This is a genomic window from Terriglobales bacterium (genome assembly GCA_035624455.1).
In the GTDB taxonomy this organism is placed as follows: domain Bacteria; phylum Acidobacteriota; class Terriglobia; order Terriglobales; family Acidobacteriaceae; genus DASPRM01.
On the sequence record DASPRM010000108.1, the window covers coordinates 22,545 to 42,544 of the forward strand.

Here is a 20,000-nt window from a genome sequence, read left to right on the forward strand (position 1 = left end):
TTTGCAGGAGGCCCTAAGGGTTGGACCTGTGATTCCTGGTTCCGAGTGGCGCCTCTTCCGGAAGAGCAATCTGCTATATTGCGTTTCTGCAAGCAGGAATAATGGCCGAACCCACAACCCACCTCACCACTGCGCCAATCCGCTCTGAGCCCTCCAAAACCTATCGCTGGATTGTTTTAGTGTTCGTCAGTCTGGCGATGTTTGGGAATTACTACATCTACGACAGCATCAATCCCCTGGAAGACATCTTCCGCAAACTCCTGGGTTATAGCGCCGAGATGTTCGGGTGGCTTAATGCTTCCTATAGCGTTGCCGCAGTGGTAACCCTGCTCATCGGCGGCATCATCATTGATCGCATTGGGATCCGCAAAGCCTTGCTGCTGTTTTCCTCCCTGTGCCTGATCGGTGCAGCACTCACTTCCGCGAAAGGAAGCTTCCCCACAATGATTGCGGGCCGCACCATCCTCGGCCTGGGAGCGGAGTCGCAGATTGTCGCCGTAACCACCGCCTTGGCCAAGTGGTTCAAAGGCAAAGAACTGAGCTTTGCTTTCGGAATCAATCTAACCATAGCCAGGCTGGCTTCGGTCGCGGCTGACAATTCCCCTAGTTGGGCGGGCTGGGCCTTTTACCCCCACGGCCTGGGAGGAGAGCCCAGCTGGCAGGGACCCCTCTTGATCGCGGTTGGAGCGGGCCTCATCAGTCTGACTACCTCTGGCGTGTACTGGTATCTGGAGACCTCCGCCGAGCGCCATTTTCAGCTCGGGGCGGCAGGAGCGATTGACAAGCTGGACATCAGAGAAATTTTTCGCTTCAATCTCTCTTATTGGTTTGTGGTTGCGCTCTGTTTTACCTTCTACTCAGCCATTTTCCCGTTCCGCACCTTCGCCATTGACTTCTTTACCAACAAGCTGCTTGCCACCATGGGAGGGATTCACGCCAGTGCCGCCGCGAAGGTATTGGCACATGAAAAAGCAGGCTTCTTCAACAGCATGCTGCCGTTTTCCGCCATGCTGGCGACCCCCTTGTTCGGGCTGTTGGCCGACAAGATCGGACGCCGCGCTACACTCATGATGGTGGGATCCGTCCTGCTGATGCCGGTTTATCTGATCATGGCCTATAGCCAGTTGCCTCTCTGGCTGCCGGTCTCCATGATGGGCATCGCCTTCTCGCTGATCCCGGCGGTCATGTGGCCTTCCGTGGCTTATATTGTTGATCAGAAGAGACTTGGGACCTCCTACGCGCTTATGACGCTGATCCAGCAGATCGGTTTCTTTCTCCTGAATTTGGCCATCGGTAAGGCCAATGACATCGCACATGCCGGTCTCGCCCATGTGCAGGGATACGCTCTCGGTATGTGGATCTTCTCCAGCCTAGGATTTATTGGGCTGTTTTTCTCCATCCTGCTGCGGATTCGTGAAACTGGACCGGAAGGCCACGGATTAGAGACCATTACGGCGTCTGGTTCATCTAACTAGCAACCACTGGATCGCTTGGGAGGCAAAAAGTTTGCCTTCCCATTTTGGTTACTTTGGGCACGGAACTGGTACAACAGTCGGCTAGTTAGACTGCATCCTACGAAACGTCGGCTTGGACATTGACACAAGCGAAAAGACAGGTGGCCCCGGGGCTCTCGGAAGCCGAGGCGATATCCCGGGCCCAAAGGGGCGATGCGGATTCGTTCGAGATCCTCTATGGGCTCCATAAGCGACGTGTCTATTCGCTGTGTTTGCGCATGACGGGAAATTCGGCGGAGGCGGAAGACCTGACCCAGGAGGCGTTCCTGCAGCTCTACCGCAAGATCGGAACCTTCCGCGGCGAGTCGGCGTTCTCCACCTGGCTGCACCGCATGGCGGTGAATGTGGTTCTCATGCATCTTCGCAAGAAGAGCCTGAATCAGGTTTCGCTCGACGAAACGTTGGAGCCGCAGCAGGAGGACGGCCCGCGCAAGGATCTGGGCGTCGAGGATAGTTCGCTGGCCGGCTCAATCGATCGGGTTCACCTGGAGCGTGCCATCGAAAGTCTGCCTCCGGGATATCGCATGATATTTGTTCTGCACGACGTGGAAGGATTCGAACATAATGAAATTGCCGAGATGATTGGCTGCTCGATCGGCAACAGCAAGTCGCAACTGCACAAGGCGAGAATGAAGTTACGGGATCTCCTGAAATCCAGCAGAGCCGAAAAGGCCTTAAAGCGGTGAGGAGATGGCCAGAGCCACTCGCGGTGGCCGATGTACGCTGATGTTTTATCCGGGGAGAGAAATCGTAATGAATTGCGCAGAATTCCAGAAAGTTCTGCCTGACATGCTTGAGGGTGCAAAAGATGCAGCCCAAGAAGCCCATCTTCGCAGCTGTCCTGCCTGCTCGGAGCTGGTAGCAGATCTGAATTTCATAACCCACGAAGCCAAGCGGCTTCTTCCCTCCTACGATCCTCACCCACGCGTCTGGGAGGGTATTCGCGCGCAGTTGGAGCGGGAAGGTCTGATTAGCGAAGTTCCTGTCACGCCCCACCGCATGATCTCTTTTTCACATCCCGCCGTTCCCTGGCTGGCGACGGCAGCTGCCATGCTGTTACTCGCCTTTGGTGGTTTCCTTTATCGCCGGGACCTCGTTTCCGGCCAGAATCTCGCGCGAGTCGGCACAGCCGCTCCCACTCTCGATCGGAACCGCGGAGTGCTTACTGCTCAGGGCCCGAACAGCGAGGATGAGCAACTGGTTCGGCAAATTGCCGCTGAGAACCCCTCTTTGCGCGACACATATGAAGACAATTTAAGACTGGTGAATGCGTACATTTCCGACGCCGAACAGAGCGTACAACAGAATCCGAACGATGAAGAGGCACGGCAGGCACTGATTCGGGCGTACGATCAGAAGGCCATGGTTTACCAAATGGGCTTGTCACGATCGATGGAGTAGTGCATAAGCTGGTTGGTTGCGGGCAATGAATTGGGCTGGGAGTTGGTGAGGAGAGCAGCTATGTGGAGTGGAAAGTTCGGCGTGGTAGTTGCTTGCACGGTTGCGTTGATATCCGGGGTCTCCTGGGCCCAAGCCAAGAGAGAACTCCACTATTCCGTGACCAGCGGAGCCATGGTTTCGATTGTCAATGACTATGGTCCGATTTCCGTCAAGCCCTCCGCCGGGAACTCCGTACTGATAAATACCAACGCCCGCAGCAATAAAGTCGAGATCGACGGAAACCAGAATGGGAATCGCATCGAAGTCCGAACCCATTATTTGCAGCGTGTCGGCCCGGAGGAAGGACAGGTCGATTACGAGGTACAGGTTCCCTCAAATGCCAACCTAACCGTGCAGTCGGCGCTGGGAGGGATTACGGCCGAAAAATTGATGGGGGATATAACCCTGGAGGGCGATTCCTCCAATGTCCAGGTACGAGACTTCACGAATGCGCATCTTCACGTGCGGACTGTCAATGGACCGGTATTCCTGACGAATGTGCGTAACAGCCACGTGGACATCAATTCCGCCTCGGGTGACGTTACGCTGTCGTCTGTCACAGGGCCCAAGGTGTATGTGAACACCACTAAAGGCCAAATCAAGTACACGGGCGATTTAGCTGGTGGCGGAGATTACGCCTTCACGAATCATTCCGGGGATATTGATGTGGCCATTCCGGCCAGCGCTTCCGTGGATGTCAACGCCCGCTCGGTATTTGGCAGTGTGGAAGATGCCTTTCAGTTTCGTCCCAACTCCCACATGACCTTCGTGCCTTCACAAGGCAAGTCATTTGCCGGGGTTTCAAATTCTGGCGGCGCATCACTGAAGCTGCATTCCTTTACGGGCAAGATTAAGGTCCACAAGCAATAGACCTAGCACCTTCGAATTCGCCAGAGTAAATGCCGCCGGTATTTCCTCCCGCCAGCGTTTACAATCTTGCTATCGCGACCTCTCATAACAAAACTTGCCGTGGCGATCTTTTTGCCGTGGTTCTCGTTGGCTTCATGGGTGCCGGCAAAACTAGTGCAGGACAGGAGCTGGCGCGATTGTTGCACTGGCCGTTTGTGGATCTGGACGATGTTATCCGAACCCAATCGGGCCGCGAGATTGCGGAGATCTTTCAACGGTCGGGAGAATCGGAGTTCCGTCGTCTGGAAAGCCAGGCACTTAAAGCCGTGCTCAGCAGTTCGAATGCGCAAACGGTGCTTGCGATCGGTGGAGGCGCCTTCGTCCAACCGGAGAACCAGGAACTGCTGCGGTCAATTCCGGCGCGAATCGTGTTCCTGGATGCTTCCCCGGAGATCCTGATGGCGCGCTGCCGCCAGCACGGAGTCCAACGTCCGCTCTTTCAGGATGAGAACCAATTTCGCCAACTGTACGAATCCCGGCGTAGCAGCTATATGAAAGCTGATCTTTGCCTCGACACTTCTCAGCTCTCGATCAGCCAGGTTGCGGCGGAAGTGGTGAAGGCGCTGGAACTGATCTTGCAGATTCCTGTTTCCAAGGATTCTTCTGATGAAGTCTAGAATATTGCTCACAGTCTGGGTTCTTGTTCTCTTTCCCGCGGCCCTGTTCGGCGGCAGCAAAAAGGCGCCTGGACAGACAGTAGATTCCGGCACGTTCGCTATCTTCGTTGCTGGCCGGCGGGTAGCCACTGAAAAGTTTCAGATTCAGCAATCGCCGGAAGAGAGCAGCGCCAGCTCCGAGCTGCGTCTCGAGGATGGAAGCAAGGGCGGGCAGCGTGCGGAAATGCAGCTTTCGCCTCGCGGTGACCTGGTCAAATACAAGTGGTCGGAATTCGGGTCGGGAAACGCCCAGGCAGTTGTTGAGCCGCAAAATGAGTTTCTGGTGGAGCGCGTTGCCGCCAGCGAAAGTCAGAAGGCCGCCGAGCGCTCTTTCCTCCTACCCACCTCCACCCTGATTCTGGAGGACTACTTCTTCAGCCACCGCGAGATCCTTCTTTGGCGCTACCTGGCATCGCAATGCAGCCCCAACGCGCAGGGTCAAAAGGGGTGCCCCATGACCCGTTCCCAGTTCGGAGTGTTGGTCCCCAGACAGCAGAATTCCCAAATGGTTAGCGTGGAGTATGCAGGCAAGGAGACCACAACCATTCGCGGCGCCCAGCAGGAACTGAACCGGTTCAATATGCAGGTCGAGGGCGTGGAATGGGTTTTCTGGCTGGACGAACAATATAAGGTCCAGCGCATTCTGATCGACTCCGAAAAGGTCGAGGTCGTACGGGAGTAATCTTCTTACGCTTCTAAAATTCTCCCATTTCCCGATTCCAGCCGCTAGAATCGGGCGGAACGCGGCTTCCTCTACAAACCATGGAATCAGGAGAGAAATCACCAGGATTGGGTTTCAAGACCCACCGCTCTGACATCCTGTTCACCTTCGGTGTTTTGTTGTTTTTGTGGTTGTGTTGGGTGGCACGCGACGTGCTTATGCTGGTCTATGCCAGCGTGCTGTTTGCGGTCGTTTTGAATCCGGCTATTGAAGCCATCCGCCGCATCCACATTGGCCACTGGTGGCCCGACCGCATCACCGCCATTCTGATCATCATCGCGGCTGTGCTGGTGATCTTCACGCTGTTGGTGATTTTCGCCATTCCGCCAATCCTCCGGGATCTGGAGAACTTTTCGGCTGCTTTTCCGCAACGCATGGCGGGCGTGTCGGGGCATATCCGCCAGCTTCCTCTCATGCAGACCTTTGATCCCGCGGTGTTCGAGGATCGTGTAGCGGCATCGCTGGGCAGTCCACTGGAGATCATGAAGAATGTCGCGGGCTTGCTGATCGCTTTATTCAGCTGGGCGATCCTGACGGCTTATTTCATTCTGGATGGTGAGCGCACCTTTTACTGGTTTCTCTCGTTCTTTCATGAGCCACGCCGGGGACGAGTGCGTTCCATCGCCCTGCGAGCGCAGCGTCGCATTCGTCATTGGCTGATCGGACAAGGGCTGCTCATGTTGCTGCTTGGCGTCACCAGTGGGCTTGCTTTCTGGTTCTTGCACATTAAGTACGCTCTGGTATTGGGATTTGTGGCGGGCGTTCTCAACATCGTGCCCTTTGTTGGCCCGATTACCGGGTTCGTGCTGGCTTCCGCAGTGGCGATGTTCGATGCCTGGCCGAAGTTTCTGGGAGTTTGCGCCTACTATTTTGTTTATCAGCAGTTCGAGCAGGCCTATCTCGCGCCCAAGATTATGACGCTCAGCGTGGATCTGCCCCCGCTGGCGGTAATCGTTGCCCTCAGCGTGGGAGCCGCCCTGGGTGGGGTGCTGGGAGCTATTGTCGCCGTCCCAACGGCAGCCGTTATCGCAGTGCTGGTAGAAGAGTACCTGGTGCGCTTCCGCCCTCATCCGGCAGCAATCGTCCCGGTTCGTGTGACCCAGCAAACACCTGAAGAAGAGGAAGACGAATCCCCGGCTTTTCCGGATTAGACCTCACGAAGTGCCTCTCGGTCTGTCAAGCTCCGCGAACACGTTGGCGAACTGCATAGGCCGCGACCTTCAGCCGGTTTCCACACAGTCGCATGCTGCACCAACGCCGTGTCCCTTTCTTGCTGGTGTCATAGAAGTGCAGCACGCAGTGTCCGCATTTGCGTACGCCCTGGCGTTCTGCGTGCGCGAACAGCTGGGCTGCAGCGTGCGCCAGAGGAGCTCGCAAGTCTTGCGGTTGGCGGGGGTCGAACCAGAGCTCTATTGAAGGCGCATCTAGACCCGGATTCAGCCTGGCAAGCATGGGGTGCTCTGCCATCAAGCGATTCAGTTCGTCGATGGTCTTACGAGTCAAAGTGCCATTACGTTCCCAAGCGAGAACCTCTGTCCTGAGTCTCTCGCGCAGTCCCCTCACGGCCTCAACAGCACGTCGAGCCTGGGGCGATTCTTCCCAGGCTCTCGCAAGGCAAGTTACCTTATTTGAACTGAGTAATCCGGCCGCCCGAAACCAACTTAAGAGAGCTCTGAAATCAGGCAGCAATTCCATTGCTTTACCGTCCTGGACAGGACGGGTATTGAGAAAATCGAGAGCCAGGTGGTTGCCGACAAAAAGAAATCCATCCCGCCAATCGGACTTGCCAACTTTCCCAGGTTGCCCCATATTTCAATCTGTCGAAATCTTAACACCAATAATGAAACCTTTTACCGGTTAGCCAATCTGATTTTGTAAGGTGAACAAAGCAGCGTGGGATGGCTTTGGCTCATCGGCCCATAAATTCCAAAGGAGGTGTCTATGATTCGTTACCAACATGCTCTCGTGGACGGCTTGAAGATCTTCTACCGCGAAGCCGGTTCGAAAGATTCGCCGGCGATCTTGCTGCTGCATGGGTTTCCCACATCGTCACACATGTTCCGCAATCTGATTCCAGGTCTTGCGGACCGTTTTCATGTAGTCGCGCCCGATCTTCCCGGGTTCGGTTTCTCCGATGCACCTGACCGCAAGCAATTCCGCTACACGTTTGAGAACCTGGCCAAAGTGATCGATCGCTTTACCCAGACAATCCAGTTGCAGCGCTATGCCATTTATGTGTTCGATTACGGAGCGCCGGTGGGATTCCGCCTCGCGCTGGCGCATCCCGAGCGGATCACCGGCATCATCTCGCAGAACGGGAACGCTTATGAGGAAGGCTTAAGCGAAGGTTGGAATCCGATCCAGAAATACTGGAAGGAACCCACCCCAGAGAATCGTGCCGCCCTGCGGCAGTTCTTAACGCCTGAGGCAACCAAGTGGCAATACCTGCATGGCGTCGAGGACGAGGCGCTGGTGGCGCCGGAAGCCTATGGGCTTGACTCCGCACTGCTCGCCAGGCCTGGCAATGACGAGATTCAGCTTGACCTGTTTTTGGACTATGCCAGCAACGTCGCGCTCTATCCCCAGTTCCAGGAATATTTCCGCTCCGAGCAACCGCCGCTGTTGGCAGTCTGGGGCAAGAGCGATCCCTTCTTTCTGCCTAACGGCGCCGAAGCCTACAAGCGCGATAACCCGAACACCGAGGTCCATTTTTACGACACTGGCCATTTCGCGCTCGAGACTCACTATCAGGAAATTGCCCAGGCGATTCGAGATTTCCTCGCTCGCAAGGTGGTAAGAGTGGCAAAGATCGCCTAGACGGGCACAGCGCAATGAACCCAGGTTAGTTAGGACGAACAAACGAATGGAGCCGCGGGAACGCCAGGTCTAGAGGCCGCCGTGATCCATCGGGAAGCTCGGAGACCAAATGAGAGTCGTTTCCGTGAATGTGGGACTGCCACGAGAAGCCGTCTGGAATGGTAGGAGCGTCCAGACGGCGATCTTTAAGGAGCCTGTGCAAGGATCAGTGGCCATCGGGCGGTTAAGTCTCGCCGGCGATCAACAGGCGGACCTTACAGTTCATGGTGGATTGGAAAAAGCGGTCTACGCCTATCCCGCTGAGCACTACGCTTATTGGCAGAAGGAGTTACCTGAGGTCGCGTATTCCTGGGGCAGGTTCGGTGAGAACCTTACGACCGAAGGCCTGAGGGAAGACGATTTGTGCATCGGCGATTGTCTGAAGGTTGGATCGGCGCTCTTGATCGTCACTCAGCCCCGGACGCCTTGTTACAAATTGAACCTCAGATTTGGCCGCGACGACATGATCAAGAGGTTCCTGCTAAGCGGTCGCAGCGGATTTTACTTTTCGGTGGTCGAACCAGGGGAGGTCAGTGCGGGTTCGACAATCGAGATCCAGGAGCGCGATCCTAACCGAGTCACTGTCGGTGACATCTTGCACCTCCATGTTGGACCCGTACGCGATCCGGAACTCCTTGAGCGAGCGACACGCGTAAGTTCACTGTCGGCGAGTTGGAAAGCTCACCTGCTGCTGCGGGCGCAGGCATAATGCTAGAATCCAGTAGCTTGTTATGAGTGTGAGAAAACTACCTGTAGGAATTTTGGGCGCGACGGGGGTGGTAGGACAGCGGTTTATCCAGATGCTCGAACCTCATCCCTGGTTCGAAGTGGCCTGGCTCGCCGCCTCGGAGCGCTCGAGCGGACAGATCTACGGCGAAACCGTGCGCTGGCGCTTGAAGACGCCGCTGCCGGCCAGGGTTGCTGGAATGCGAATCTCACCGGCCGTACCTGATGGATCGCCGAAGGTGATCTTCGCCGCCCTGGACGCCGGAATCGCGCAGGAGTTGGAGCCCGCATTCGCGGCTGCGGGTCGGGCCGTGGTGTCCAATTCCAGTGCTTTTCGCATGCAACCAGATGTGCCGCTGGTAGTGCCTGAGGTCAACGCCGATCACATCCGCATTCTGGAATCGCAACGATGGTGGCGAGAGGCGCGCGGGTTTATCGTCACGAACCCAAACTGCTCGGCGATCGGCCTGGTGATGGCGCTGGCCCCGCTGCATCGCACATTCGGCCTTGAGAAAGTCTTTGCTGTGACAATGCAAGCAGTCAGTGGCGCGGGATACCCCGGCGTGGCTTCGCTCGACATCCTCGGCAATGTGATCCCCTACATCCCCAAAGAAGAGGAAAAGATGGAGGCGGAGACCCGCAAGCTGTTGGGCAGCGTGAATCAGACTTCCATCCATCTGGCTGACTTCGCCATGAGCGCGCAATGCAATCGCGTGGCGGTGGAAGACGGACACACGGAGTCAGTCTCTATCAAGCTGAGCCAGCCCGCTGAGCCAAGGCAGATGATCGAGGCGTGGAACTCATATCGTGCCGTGCCGCAGCAGATGAAGCTGCCCACGGCTCCAGAGCAGCCGGTCTATTACGATTCTTCGCCCGATCGTCCGCAGCCGCGTTTCGACCTTGAGCGCGGACGCGGCATGACAGCCACCGTGGGACGCCTGCGTCCCTGCGGCCTGCTCGATTGGAAGTTCACAGTGCTCTCTCACAACACCATTCGGGGAGCCGCTGGAGCGGCCTTGCTGAATGGCGAACTGCTGAAGTGCCAGGGTTACCTCGACTAGGATCAGCAGCCGATGATCGTGATGAAATTCGGCGGCACCTCAGTCGAGAATGCCGCTGCCATTGATCGTGTCGCTAAAATCGTTTGCGGCCGTCTGTTGGAGAGTCCAGTCATCGTAGTGAGTGCCATGGCGAAGGTCACCGACGGCCTGATAGCCATGGCCAAAGCCGCCGGCGAAGGTGAACGCGACAAAGCCCTGGCGCTCTCCCTGGGAATCCGCAATCGCCATTTAGAAGCCGCCAGCGAACTGCTGGAAACCGGCGTCTACACGGAATTTCATGGCGAGCTTGAAGCCGAGTTCAACGCCCTGGATGATCTGCTCAAGGGCATCGCCGCCGTGGGCGAACTCACCCCTCGCACCCTGGACAACCTCGTCAGCTATGGGGAGCGGCTTTCCAGCCGGCTGGTCACAGAAGGGTTCCTTCACCGCGGTATGAAGGCCGCCCATGTGGATGCTCGTCGCTGTATTGTCACGGATAATGCTTTTACCCGCGCTATTCCGCTATTTGAAGAGACCAACGACCGTCTCAGGCTGCTCGTAAAACCGCTGCTTGGGGGTAGCCAGATCCCGGTTATGGGTGGTTTCATCGGTTCCACTAAGGAAGGAACCACGACCACAATCGGCCGTGGCGGCTCCGATTTTTCCGCCGCCATCATCGGCGCGGGTCTCGACGCCAAACGCATCGAAATCTGGACCGATGTGGACGGCATGAAGACCACCGATCCCAATCTTTGCCCCAGCGCGCTGCGCATCAAGAGCATCGGCTTCGAGGAGGCAGCGGAGCTGGCGTATTTCGGGGCGAAAGTGCTTCACCCGGCAACATTGTTGCCCGCAATTCAGAAGAACATTCCGGTGCTGGTGCTTAACTCACGCAATCCCACGAACGAAGGCACGACCATCACTGCGCGCGCGCCTCACTGCAGCAATACCTTCAAAGCGATCGCCGCGAAGAAGCGAATCACCATTATCGACATCACTGCCACGCGCATGCTGGGTGCCCATGGCTTCCTGCGCAGGATCTTCGAAGTCTTCGACCGACACAAGTGCGCGGTGGACGTGGTGTCAACTTCCGAGGTCAGCGTATCCGTGACCGTGGACTCGAACGAAGCCATCCCGGCCGTCGCTGCTGATCTGGATGAACTTGCGGATGTCAAATATGAAGGCCGAAAGGCGATCGTCTGCCTGGTGGGCGAGAATATCCGCGAGACGCCCGGCATCGCCGCCAAGGTTTTTGGCGCCGTATCGAATATCAATGTGCGCATGATTTCCCAGGGGGCATCGGAGATCAATATCACGTTTGTGATCGATGAAGACGACGTCCCCAGGGCCGTGCGCCAGCTCCATGATGTATTCTTTGCCGATCCCGATCCGGAAGTCTTCGCACGCGCATGAACCTTCTTTTGCTGGGCAAGGGCAAGACCGGCTCTCTGGTGGCCGAGGTGGCGCGCGAGCGTGGCCATCAGGTGCGAGCCGTCGGCAGCGCGGAAAACCGTGGCGCTGCTGCTCTGACTGCGCAATCCTTGCACGATGTGGATATGGTTATAGACTTCACCACTCCCCACGACGTGGTGGACAACATCAAACATTGCGTAGCCGCCGGGATGAACATCGTCGTAGGCACCACCGGATGGTACCAGCAGATCCCCACGATTCGCGAGTTGGTGGAGGAGCGCGGCATGGGATTGGTTTTCGCCGCCAATTTTTCAGTCGGGGTAAATCTCCTGTTCGAAGCCGCTACGGCAGTAGCGCCGGCATTGCGCCAGGGATATTCCGGGCGCATCGTGGAGCGGCATCATATCCATAAAAAAGATAAGCCCTCGGGAACGGCCGTCGCCCTCAATAACATCCTGCGCGAAAATTCTGGTGGTATGGAATTGCCTATCGATTCCGTCCGGGAAGGCGAGATCGTCGGTGAGCACGTGATTGAACTGGAGTCGCCGAACGATATACTTAGACTGGAGCATTCGGCGAAATCGCGCCGCGGCTTTGCTGACGGAGCAGTACGCGCGGCGGAATGGCTTAAAGGCCGGAAAGGCTTTTACGATTTCAAGGATATATTCCGGCAACTGCCGTAGGGCTGGAGAGAAGCGAGGTTGACATGCTGAAATTGCGTGGCTGTGGCACGGCCCTGGTAACACCGTTCAAATCCGATGGCTCGCTTGACGAGCCCGCGCTGCGCTCCCTGGTGGCCTGGCAGGTGGAGTCGAAAATTGATTTCCTGGTCCCTTGCGGCACGACTGGCGAAACTCCGACGCTGACGCATGACGAGTGGCTACGAGTCATCGATATCACGATCGAGGTGGCTGGGGGACGCGTGCCCATCGTGGCTGGCGCAACCTCCAACAACACGCGCGAAGCCGTCGACAAGGCCCGCACTGTGGCTTCACGCCGCGGAGTGGATGCCATCCTCACCGCCTCCCCTTACTACAACAAGCCTACGCAGGAAGGCCAGTATCAACATTTCCGCGCCATCGCCGACGCGGTGGACAAGCCGCTCGTACTCTACAACGTTCCCGGCCGTACCGGCGCGAACATCGAACCTGCGACCCTGGGCCGTCTGGCGCAGATCGAGAACATCATTGCCGTCAAAGAAGCCAGCGGCAACATGTCGCAGATCGCGGATGTTTTCAACGCCGTGCCCAGCAGCTTCCTGGTGTTTTCCGGTGATGACGCCATTACTTTGCCGGTGATCTCTCTCGGCGGCGTTGGCATTATTTCGGTGGCCTCCAACGAGATTCCCCGGGAGATGGCGGAGATGACGAACGCCGCTCTCAAAGGCGACTGGACGAATGCGCGCCGCCTCCAGCGAACTTACCTTCCGCTGATGCAAGCGAATTTCCTCGAATCCAATCCCATGCCGGTCAAAGCAGTGCTGGCCATGATGGGACGGCTTGAAGAGAACTACCGTCTGCCGATGGTGCGAGTGAAGCCCGAAACCCGCGCCAAGCTCGAGAAGATTGCGGCCAGCGTCGGCCTGCTGCAGCCCACGGCAGCGTGAGCCGGCAGTGACGTGCTAACACCGCGGACAGGAGTCATCGCGCCCCACATCCTTCCTGCTAACCGAGGCGAGCTCGGTCTCGTCCAACTCTTCAAGCTAACCTGGTAACTTCCGACTTTTATTCTCAATCCCGGAGGACTCATGATGCATTTTCTTCGGCAGACTTCTTTTCTCGTATCAGTTCTGATTTGTGCATCTGCGGCAGTGTCTCAGCAGACAGGAAAGACACTTCCGTCGGTCGAGACTAGCGCGAGCCCGGAAATGAATCGGCTAGCGAAGGCATTTGCCGGGGATTGGGACACCGTCGAGACCATGGAGCCCAGTCAGGCTCTTTCCAATGGCGCTGGACGGCGCGGCTTCAATCATTGGGGACTGGGCACGGGTGGAACGACATTCATCGGCGAGGGACAGTCGGACGGCTCAGCAGGAAAATTGAGCTTCCTGATCGTGTTGTGGTGGGACAAGGATGCCAGCCTCTATCACTTTTTCATGTGTTACAACAGCCACAAACATCCCTGCGAGGTGCGTGGTACGGCGCATTGGGAAGGCGAGACGCTGGTGAACGACTACGACGAGATGGTTAATGGCAAGAAAACGAAAATTCCAGGATTGGTATACGGAGATTACCCCAACCTCATTCACGATCGTGGAGGCAATGGATGCCGGCGACGGGACCATGAAGAAGCAGATCACGACTAGGTTGACGCGAAGATGAAGCTTATTCGTTGTCGTGAGTTATCGGATTCCAGTTCCCATCGCTGTTATTGCGATACCACTCACGCCAGAGGGCGGCGTCGTGGGGTATGGTCTGTCCGGTAATGTCGCGGAGGGCCTGAAAGACCCACTTATGGGTTTCGGGGTCGAGCGCAGGATCGTCAGCAAAATCGAGCAGCTTGGGCACGGCGTGGCGGCGCTGTTTCTCGCTCAGCATGCCGGATTGAGCCAGGCCACAGGCCGCGCGCTCGCGGATCATGGCCGAGGGATCATCATGAAAGACTTCGAGTAATGGAGCAATGGTCTCGTCAGTGCCGATATAGGACAGGCCCTCTACCGCCCAATAGCGAATGTTAATGTTCGCGTCGTGGATGGAAGCAATCAGAATCTGAGCGGCGCGCTGCGGTTCGATGCCGCGGCTGCCGAGCAGACCGATATCCCACAGAGCGTTGGCGCGGGGTCCCTGCTCGCCGTTGCGGGCGTCGGGCTCGAGGCGGTCAACGGTGGCCGAGGCTTTTTCCAGATTGCGCGCGGCAAGGTCGACTTCGATGGCAGCCGCCCGAACCCGCAGATCGTCTGAGTTCAGGGCGGTGACAAACAAACCGTTGAGGTGATCGTCCAACGTGATCTGACCCCGCCAACTGTTGACGCGAGCCGCGATCTCATCATTCGCGCCCTTGAAATGGTTGATGGAGCGTTCCAGCAGAAGTCCTGCCTGGGCCTGCGGGCTCATTTTGTCCAGCACTTCGATTTCGTGTTCCGACAAGACGTTGGCCGAGGCCGGTTTCGGGTCGCCGTGAAGGCTGAGCAATTCTTCGATCTCCTGCCAGGCTGCCCGCGCGGTGGGTGTCCCGACAAAAAGGAACAATAGAGTCAGCAAGAGCACGAGGACACCGACCGCCAGGAAGCGCCGTGGTCCGCCTGGCGTGGGCGGTTTCATGGAAGGCGGAGTTCCGACTTCAGTGGGCGGTGGAGTGAGTACCGTGTTCATGCCATTCCAGTGTAGGACGCGCCCGGACGGCGCAAAACGTGACTTTGGTAAGCGTACCGAAGTGCTGGTGTTGGCAGGTACATGCGCTGGGACGAACTGGCGATCAATGAAGATGAACTGCTGATTCAAGGTGCATGTGTGGCGCGGACACTCCTGTCCGCGGATTTACCGTGCTGACAGTGAGGCATGCTTGTCGCCGGCTGTTTCCAATATTGGCATCAATTGCTCTAAATGCCGCTCCAGCGTGAACTTGCTGGCGCGGCGGAAAGCGCCGTGGCGCAGACTGGCATAGCCGGCTAGGTCCGCGAGAGCGCGAACGATGGCTTGCGAGAGAGCGTCGGCGCGCGGAGGGTCGGCGTCCGCCAGGCAGCCATTCACTCCTTCCTCCAGCCACTCCGGGATGCCGCCGGTGGCGAAGGCAGCGGTGGGAACACCGTGAAGTCCGGCTTCGAGTCCAGCCAGTCCGAAGGGCTCGGGCCAAAGGCTGGGCATGACCAGGAGATGAGTGCGCGAGAAGCAATCGCGCAGGCCGTCCCCGGACAACCATCCGGTGAATTCAACTTTAAGCGCAGTGTGACGATCGGTGATGGAACGCGCCATCGATTCCCAGCGTTGGCGGTTGGGGCCGTCTCCGGCAAAGCTCACGTGCAATTCATGCTCGAGTTGCTGCAGCACGGCAGGCAATGCCTCCAGGAGAACATGGCCGCCTTTCAAAAAGTCCATGCGCCCAAGGAACAACAGGCGCCAAGGTTCACGGGCAGCAGGGGGAGAAAGAAGCTCCGGCTCAGCCTCCAGACAAGCTTGCGGGAACAAGTGAATAGCGTGCCCGGAGAGTCCATGCCTTGCCAGTTCCTCTGCCAGGTAGCGGGAATTGGTAACGATGGATTGATAGCGATGCAAGAAGCGGTTGCGCGCGGATTGCAGCTGAAACGAATTCCACATGGCCATGGGATTTAGTCCTCCGCAGCGATGCGGGTAGTAGTGGAGCAGGCAACCCCCTCCGAACCTGCGCTGGCAGGGGCGAGGTATGGGCGACTTGAAAGTCTTTTCGCCGCTAATGCAGGTTCCGTAGAAGTTGTGCATGAAGAAGACGGCGGGCGCAACCTCGAGCAGCGCTGCTTCCAGATGAGGATCGACAAGACCGTGGCAGAAGAGAACGTCGGGGTCGAATCGCCGCACAGAATGAAGGGCCTGCCGGCGCCCGAAGCCTTCGACAATCCAGCAGGGCGAACCTGCGGGAAGCTCTATCTCTGATCGGGATGCGGGCGCGTCTATTTCCGCGAGCAGCCCGATCTCGTGCCCGGTCTGCGCCAGGGCAGGCAGGAGGGCGGAGAGGTAGGTCTCGCTTCCGCCAGCCTGGCGGTAATGGTGGTTCGCGACGGCAATCCGCATTCCCAGTCACTCTAGTTGCTATTCCCGGACAAATACAGTGTGTAGTTAAGTTACAAGCGGGTTGAACATCAAACAGATTCCAGATCTCGACGGAGTGCGGGGTATCGCGATCCTGCTCGTGCTTCTTCTGCATTTTTCAAAGTTGGTTAACTGGTACCCGCTGGTGAAAAGCGCTGCTGTGGGTTGGGTGGGCGTCAATTTGTTCTTTGTGCTCTCTGGGTTTCTGATTACCGGAATTTTGCTGGACGCGAAGGGCAGCAAACGGTACTTCCGCAATTTCTATGCGCGGCGTGTTCTGCGTATCTTTCCTTTGTATTTCGGCTTTCTGGCACTGGTGCTAATGCTATCGCCCTGGTTTGTCTCGGCCCCGAGTGTGAATGCCTTGCGTCGGGAGACGCCGTGGTATTTGAGCTATCTGTTTAACTGGCGTGCGGCAAGTGCTCAAGTCCCGCTTGGGCATCTCTGGTCGCTGGCTGTCGAGGAACAGTTCTACCTGGTTTGGCCTTTTCTGGTGTACGTGATGAGCAGTCGAGCACTCAAAATCACTTGCTTCGGATTGATTTTTGGCTCGTGCGTCTTTCGCGTGATTGCTGTGGCGTATGGCTTTCCCAGGTTCGCTTACTTCGCCACGCCGGCTTGCATGGAGGAATTGGCCTATGGAGCGCTGGGCGCAGTGATGGTACGTGAGTCTGGTTCGCTATGGTGGCGGAACAGGGCCCTAGGAGTCGGAGCAATCGGATTTGTCGCAGTCTTCGCTGCTGCCCGGGGATTTGAGCCAAACAAGCCTCTTGTGATCACGGCAGGAGTTGCGAGTCTCTCGTTGAGCTTCTTTGCGATTGTGCTCCTGGCGTATGCGGGCAACTGGAGTTGGTTGCGCGCAATGCCACTGAGATGGTTAGGGAAGTACAGCTACGGTCTCTACATTTTGCATTTTCCGATCGTGCTTTACTGCGAGCGCTGGGGAGGACTCGCGGCAGCTTCGGCAGGCATCCTTGCCTCTTGCGGGCTGGCGTGGATCTCTTACACACTGTATGAACAGCGCTTTCTAAAACTGAAAGACCGTTTTTTGGCTTTCGATACTAGCCCGGCCGTCTCTGTGAAAGCGCGGCAGAACTCGCTGTTGTCGCAGGCCTCAGAAGGGGGCGCGGACGAGCCGAGATGGGCCGAACACGATCCAGCCCTTGCATCCGGCTTTCCTGCTGACGACTGGTTGGGTAAAGAAATACATGAAAGCCCTCAACCCTGAGTGGGGAAGAGGGCGCAAGCGCGATGTATCCAGCGGCCAGGGCCTCGGTTTGCGACGAGTCGTTGTCTGCCAGAACTACCGAAGCGAAATGATGCTGTCGCAATAATTGAAGCAGGCTGGGTTGCATCAGGCCCCGCGAAACCGCGGCGGACTCGTAGATAGGATCGGGATTATAGGCGGGATAACGATCATCGGTCGCGTACCACGGCAGCAGCAGCACTTCGTCTCGAATGTAAAGCGGCTTGGGAAGGGACTGGAGTTGCGAGGCCAGCTTCTGGCGCTGAGCCAGCTGTTCAGGAAACGCCAATTGGACATGCCACGGAGTTCGGCCCTGCTTGAGTTGCGACACTGATCCCAGCCCGAAATCGCCCGTCCTGAGACCTTGGCCTTGAGAGGATGAGCCAAAAGCAATCAGATAGCCCAACTGGGCAGCTGGATAAGCAAGCCAGGCCAGTGCAAGCAACAGAACCACGTACCGCAGCTGGTTTTGCTGCGGCTCGATGATCGCAGGCGCCAGCTCCGAAAAAGCCAGGGCTGCAGCCGCGACGAAGACTTCCAGGAGATGATTCTTGGCTGCTCCTTGCTTGGAAAGCAGCAGGCTGGCCAGCGGAACGCCGGCCAGCAGAGTGCAAGTCATCATAGCTAGCACAGGTGCTTCCAAGAAATTCTTCCAGCCGCGCGCTCCCAGCCGCACCACGGCGAGAGCGGCCAAAATCCAAACGATGAGATTGAGAATGATTACCTTGCCCCATTCAGAGAAAGCGTCGTGCCAGGAGTAGGACGCGACCACGCGGGGAGCCGCAAGAATGTTGTATCGATAGACTTCGCCCCCAATTGCCAACGTGAACACAACGAGTGTCCCGAAGGTTGCGATCAACACCCCAAGCAAGCGGAAACGTCGCGAGAGCAGGAAAAACAGGCAAACTCCCAGCAGCAGGGCGATCGCAGACTGCTTCATCGACCACGAGGCGTAGTACAAAAGCGCGCTGAGGATCATCCAGACGCTGGAATCTCGGTCGACGGCACACAGGGTGGCAAGCATAGCGAAGGTTGCGATGCTGACGGCAATCACGTCTGGCCGGATTGTCAGCACGTACCAGCCCAGAAAAGATGTGCTGAGCCAGACGAGGCTGGCAGTCATGATTGCCAGCAATAGCGCGCGCTTTCTCAGCGTTTCCGGCAGGGATCGCAGCATCAACGCGGCTGAACCGGCGATGCCAAGCGCGCAGAAGCAAAATGTCAGGATCCTTCCGTATACCAGGAGGCGGGCATCGCTCATTCGCAGCCCAGATAGAAGGCTGGCATACAGATAATAGAAGAGCCAGTTGTACAAGGTTAGCGAGAAGGAATTGCGGTTGGGCCATTCATAGAGTGGAAACCCGTGTTGCACCTTCCATAGGGAGTAGGCCATCAGCGATTCCGAGCCGTTGGTGGGATAAAGGGCGCCCGCCCGGAGATTGGACGAGAAGCGAACTCCCAGAATCGCGGCGCAAGCCACACAATTCAGAACCAGCAGAGCAATCGTGAGCCGACGAGACATGGGACTGCGCAAAATTCAGATTAGAAGAACCTGCGATTGTGTCAGATAGAGCGCAGCCGAGGCTATTACCAGTCAGACGCCGAGTGTGACCGGTGATTCGCACAATCGATTCAGAACTACGGGCCAATCGAAGTGCTCACGATAAAACTCGCGGGCGCGGGTTCCAAGCTGCCGACGCAGGTGAGAGTCGGCGAGCAGACGCAGTGTCTGCGCCACGAGTTGATCCGAACTCGCTGCTGGGGCAAGCAGTAGCGCATTACTACGCCCCCAGAGATCTTCGCTGAGCTTTCCCAATGTCGAGACCACCGGCAGGCCATGAGAGAGGCAGGCCATCAGACTGGTACGGCGGGAACTAGCGCCGTCGGGATAAGGCTGAAGCATCAGATCGCAGGCTGCGAGATGAAGCGAAAGCTCACGGCTGCTAAGACGCCCGCCCCCATGAATGCGGCCGGCGAACTGAGGATGTTGCGATGACAACAACTGTGCCTCCGCGTCACTGCCACGGCCGAGCTGAAGGACGTTTGCCGTTGAACATTCGGTAAGAACCGTTTGCAGAGCGGGACGAAGGATGCCTGAAATCAGATTTCCATAGGTGCCGAGGTGGCCGATCAGGGTCGATTGGTCATCGCCAAGATAGCGGGCACGAATAGTTGCGCTGGTGCCGGGATCGGAAAACACCGGTACCGTGCTCGGGATTGGCAACCACACAAATGGGAGCGACGGGGGTGCGTAAGGGCGGAGCATTGGCTCCCAAGCGGGGATCGAAATAAACACGCGGTTGGCGGCTTTCAGCAATGTTGATGTCATTACGCGATGCAGGGCTGCGGGCAAGTTCTGCCGCCAGGATTTTGCGCTGAAAGAGAGGAAAGGTTCGTGGATCATTAAATCCAGCAGGTCGCCCTTTCTCGCGCGTGCTGCGATCCATCGGCAGAAAGCAAGATTCATCGACCTCCGCCCGTAGCCATGCGGCACCCACTGCAACAAAATCCTGCGTGGATGAGGAAACTCCTCCAGCAGGGCGCCGGCATGGCGGAGATCGCGAGGGGAGAAGGAACCCATCTCCGGATGGTGTCTAACGCCTGGTTGCCTAGGCAGCGGGTCAGCCGAATCCGGCGGGTACCAGACGTGTACCGAATCACCGCGGCGGGCGAGTTCGCCGGCGAGGAGATAGCTGTAATCGGCAACCCCTCCCATCCGGGGCGGATACTCGCAGGTGATAATGTGCCATTCAGGCAT

At 57.3% G+C, this 20,000-nt stretch carries 18 protein-coding genes; 15 read left to right on the plus strand and 3 right to left on the minus strand.

Features of this window, described 5'->3' with window-relative positions; translation table 11 throughout:
- The first annotated feature begins 101 nt into the window (after nucleotides 1–101).
- The 14 genes from VEG30_12080 to VEG30_12145 all read left to right on the plus strand — a co-directional run bounded on the left by VEG30_12080 (nucleotide 102) and on the right by VEG30_12145 (nucleotide 13,580).
- Nucleotides 102–1,475, plus strand: a complete 1,374-nt coding sequence (locus tag VEG30_12080) for an MFS transporter (GenBank protein HXZ80663.1) — start codon at nucleotides 102–104, stop codon at nucleotides 1,473–1,475.
- A gap of 140 nt (nucleotides 1,476–1,615) precedes the next feature.
- Nucleotides 1,616–2,200, plus strand: coding sequence for a sigma-70 family RNA polymerase sigma factor (locus VEG30_12085; GenBank protein HXZ80664.1), 585 nt, complete (start codon nucleotides 1,616–1,618; stop codon nucleotides 2,198–2,200).
- A 67-nt stretch (nucleotides 2,201–2,267) separates the two neighbouring features.
- Nucleotides 2,268–2,915, plus strand: a complete 648-nt coding sequence (locus VEG30_12090) for a hypothetical protein (GenBank protein HXZ80665.1) — start codon at nucleotides 2,268–2,270, stop codon at nucleotides 2,913–2,915.
- A 60-nt stretch (nucleotides 2,916–2,975) separates the two neighbouring features.
- Nucleotides 2,976–3,824: a DUF4097 family beta strand repeat-containing protein gene (locus VEG30_12095; protein ID HXZ80666.1), complete on the plus strand. Its 849-nt coding sequence runs from the start codon at nucleotides 2,976–2,978 to the stop codon at nucleotides 3,822–3,824.
- Nucleotides 3,825–3,853: 29 nt separating this feature from the next.
- Entirely contained in the window at nucleotides 3,854–4,480 is a 627-nt protein-coding gene (locus VEG30_12100) for a shikimate kinase (GenBank protein HXZ80667.1), read from the plus strand.
- Complete coding sequence (locus VEG30_12105; GenBank protein HXZ80668.1) at nucleotides 4,470–5,201, plus strand: hypothetical protein; 732 nt, start codon at nucleotides 4,470–4,472, stop codon at nucleotides 5,199–5,201. The genes VEG30_12100 and VEG30_12105 overlap by 11 nt, the downstream gene beginning before the upstream one ends.
- Before the next feature lie 107 nt (nucleotides 5,202–5,308).
- Nucleotides 5,309–6,391: an AI-2E family transporter gene (locus tag VEG30_12110; GenBank protein ID HXZ80669.1), complete on the plus strand. Its 1,083-nt coding sequence runs from the start codon at nucleotides 5,309–5,311 to the stop codon at nucleotides 6,389–6,391.
- Nucleotides 6,392–7,181: 790 nt separating this feature from the next.
- Nucleotides 7,182–8,057, plus strand: coding sequence for an alpha/beta hydrolase (locus VEG30_12115; GenBank protein ID HXZ80670.1), 876 nt, complete (start codon nucleotides 7,182–7,184; stop codon nucleotides 8,055–8,057).
- Between the two features lie 109 nt (nucleotides 8,058–8,166).
- Nucleotides 8,167–8,805 carry an MOSC domain-containing protein gene (locus VEG30_12120; GenBank protein ID HXZ80671.1) on the plus strand — a complete coding sequence of 213 codons (639 nt, stop codon included), beginning with the start codon at nucleotides 8,167–8,169 and terminating at the stop codon, nucleotides 8,803–8,805.
- A 22-nt stretch (nucleotides 8,806–8,827) separates the two neighbouring features.
- Nucleotides 8,828–9,883, plus strand: coding sequence for an aspartate-semialdehyde dehydrogenase (gene asd, locus VEG30_12125; GenBank protein ID HXZ80672.1), 1,056 nt, complete (start codon nucleotides 8,828–8,830; stop codon nucleotides 9,881–9,883).
- Nucleotides 9,884–9,895: 12 nt separating this feature from the next.
- Entirely contained in the window at nucleotides 9,896–11,275 is a 1,380-nt protein-coding gene (gene lysC / locus VEG30_12130) for a lysine-sensitive aspartokinase 3 (GenBank protein HXZ80673.1), read from the plus strand.
- Nucleotides 11,272–11,958 carry a 4-hydroxy-tetrahydrodipicolinate reductase gene (dapB, locus tag VEG30_12135; GenBank protein HXZ80674.1) on the plus strand — a complete coding sequence of 229 codons (687 nt, stop codon included), beginning with the start codon at nucleotides 11,272–11,274 and terminating at the stop codon, nucleotides 11,956–11,958. The genes lysC and dapB overlap by 4 nt, the downstream gene beginning before the upstream one ends.
- 26 nt (nucleotides 11,959–11,984) lie before the next feature.
- On the plus strand, nucleotides 11,985–12,881 hold the full coding sequence (gene dapA / locus VEG30_12140; protein ID HXZ80675.1) for a 4-hydroxy-tetrahydrodipicolinate synthase: 897 nt from the start codon (nucleotides 11,985–11,987) through the stop codon (nucleotides 12,879–12,881).
- A 261-nt stretch (nucleotides 12,882–13,142) separates the two neighbouring features.
- Entirely contained in the window at nucleotides 13,143–13,580 is a 438-nt protein-coding gene (locus VEG30_12145; GenBank protein ID HXZ80676.1) for a hypothetical protein, read from the plus strand.
- A 19-nt stretch (nucleotides 13,581–13,599) separates the two neighbouring features.
- Here VEG30_12145 and VEG30_12150 read toward each other — a convergent pair whose 3' ends face one another.
- Nucleotides 13,600–14,586 carry a HEAT repeat domain-containing protein gene (locus tag VEG30_12150; GenBank protein HXZ80677.1) on the minus strand — a complete coding sequence of 329 codons (987 nt, stop codon included), beginning with the start codon at nucleotides 14,584–14,586 and terminating at the stop codon, nucleotides 13,600–13,602.
- Between the two features lie 165 nt (nucleotides 14,587–14,751).
- A complete protein-coding gene (locus VEG30_12155) occupies nucleotides 14,752–15,978 on the minus strand; it encodes a glycosyltransferase family 4 protein (GenBank protein HXZ80678.1) in 1,227 nt (408 codons plus the stop codon).
- Nucleotides 15,979–16,039: 61 nt separating this feature from the next.
- On the opposite strand from VEG30_12155, the gene VEG30_12160 reads away from it, so the two are divergent.
- On the plus strand, nucleotides 16,040–17,224 hold the full coding sequence (locus VEG30_12160) for an acyltransferase (GenBank protein ID HXZ80679.1): 1,185 nt from the start codon (nucleotides 16,040–16,042) through the stop codon (nucleotides 17,222–17,224).
- Between the two features lie 1,612 nt (nucleotides 17,225–18,836).
- On the opposite strand, the gene VEG30_12165 is transcribed toward VEG30_12160, so the two are convergent.
- Nucleotides 18,837–20,000 carry a glycosyltransferase family 4 protein gene (locus VEG30_12165; protein HXZ80680.1) on the minus strand — a complete coding sequence of 388 codons (1,164 nt, stop codon included), beginning with the start codon at nucleotides 19,998–20,000 and terminating at the stop codon, nucleotides 18,837–18,839.

Excerpts from the sequence above, each read along its gene's own strand:
- lysC (HXZ80673.1), top strand. The coding sequence starts at position 9,896 with ATGATCGTGATGAAATTCGGCGGCACCTCAGTCGAGAATGCCGCTGCC.
- VEG30_12165 (HXZ80680.1), bottom strand. The coding sequence starts at position 20,000 with ATGCCTGAATGGCACATTATCACCTGCGAGTATCCGCCCCGGATGGGA.
- dapB (HXZ80674.1), top strand. The coding sequence starts at position 11,272 with ATGAACCTTCTTTTGCTGGGCAAGGGCAAGACCGGCTCTCTGGTGGCC.
- VEG30_12120 (HXZ80671.1), top strand. The coding sequence starts at position 8,167 with ATGAGAGTCGTTTCCGTGAATGTGGGACTGCCACGAGAAGCCGTCTGG.
- VEG30_12080 (HXZ80663.1), top strand. The coding sequence starts at position 102 with ATGGCCGAACCCACAACCCACCTCACCACTGCGCCAATCCGCTCTGAG.
- VEG30_12105 (HXZ80668.1), top strand. The coding sequence starts at position 4,470 with ATGAAGTCTAGAATATTGCTCACAGTCTGGGTTCTTGTTCTCTTTCCC.
- VEG30_12100 (HXZ80667.1), top strand. The coding sequence starts at position 3,854 with ATGCCGCCGGTATTTCCTCCCGCCAGCGTTTACAATCTTGCTATCGCG.
- VEG30_12150 (HXZ80677.1), bottom strand. The coding sequence starts at position 14,586 with ATGAACACGGTACTCACTCCACCGCCCACTGAAGTCGGAACTCCGCCT.
- VEG30_12090 (HXZ80665.1), top strand. The coding sequence starts at position 2,268 with ATGAATTGCGCAGAATTCCAGAAAGTTCTGCCTGACATGCTTGAGGGT.
- VEG30_12145 (HXZ80676.1), top strand. The coding sequence starts at position 13,143 with ATGAATCGGCTAGCGAAGGCATTTGCCGGGGATTGGGACACCGTCGAG.
- VEG30_12095 (HXZ80666.1), top strand. The coding sequence starts at position 2,976 with ATGTGGAGTGGAAAGTTCGGCGTGGTAGTTGCTTGCACGGTTGCGTTG.
- VEG30_12155 (HXZ80678.1), bottom strand. The coding sequence starts at position 15,978 with ATGCGGATTGCCGTCGCGAACCACCATTACCGCCAGGCTGGCGGAAGC.
- asd (HXZ80672.1), top strand. The coding sequence starts at position 8,828 with ATGAGTGTGAGAAAACTACCTGTAGGAATTTTGGGCGCGACGGGGGTG.
- VEG30_12115 (HXZ80670.1), top strand. The coding sequence starts at position 7,182 with ATGATTCGTTACCAACATGCTCTCGTGGACGGCTTGAAGATCTTCTAC.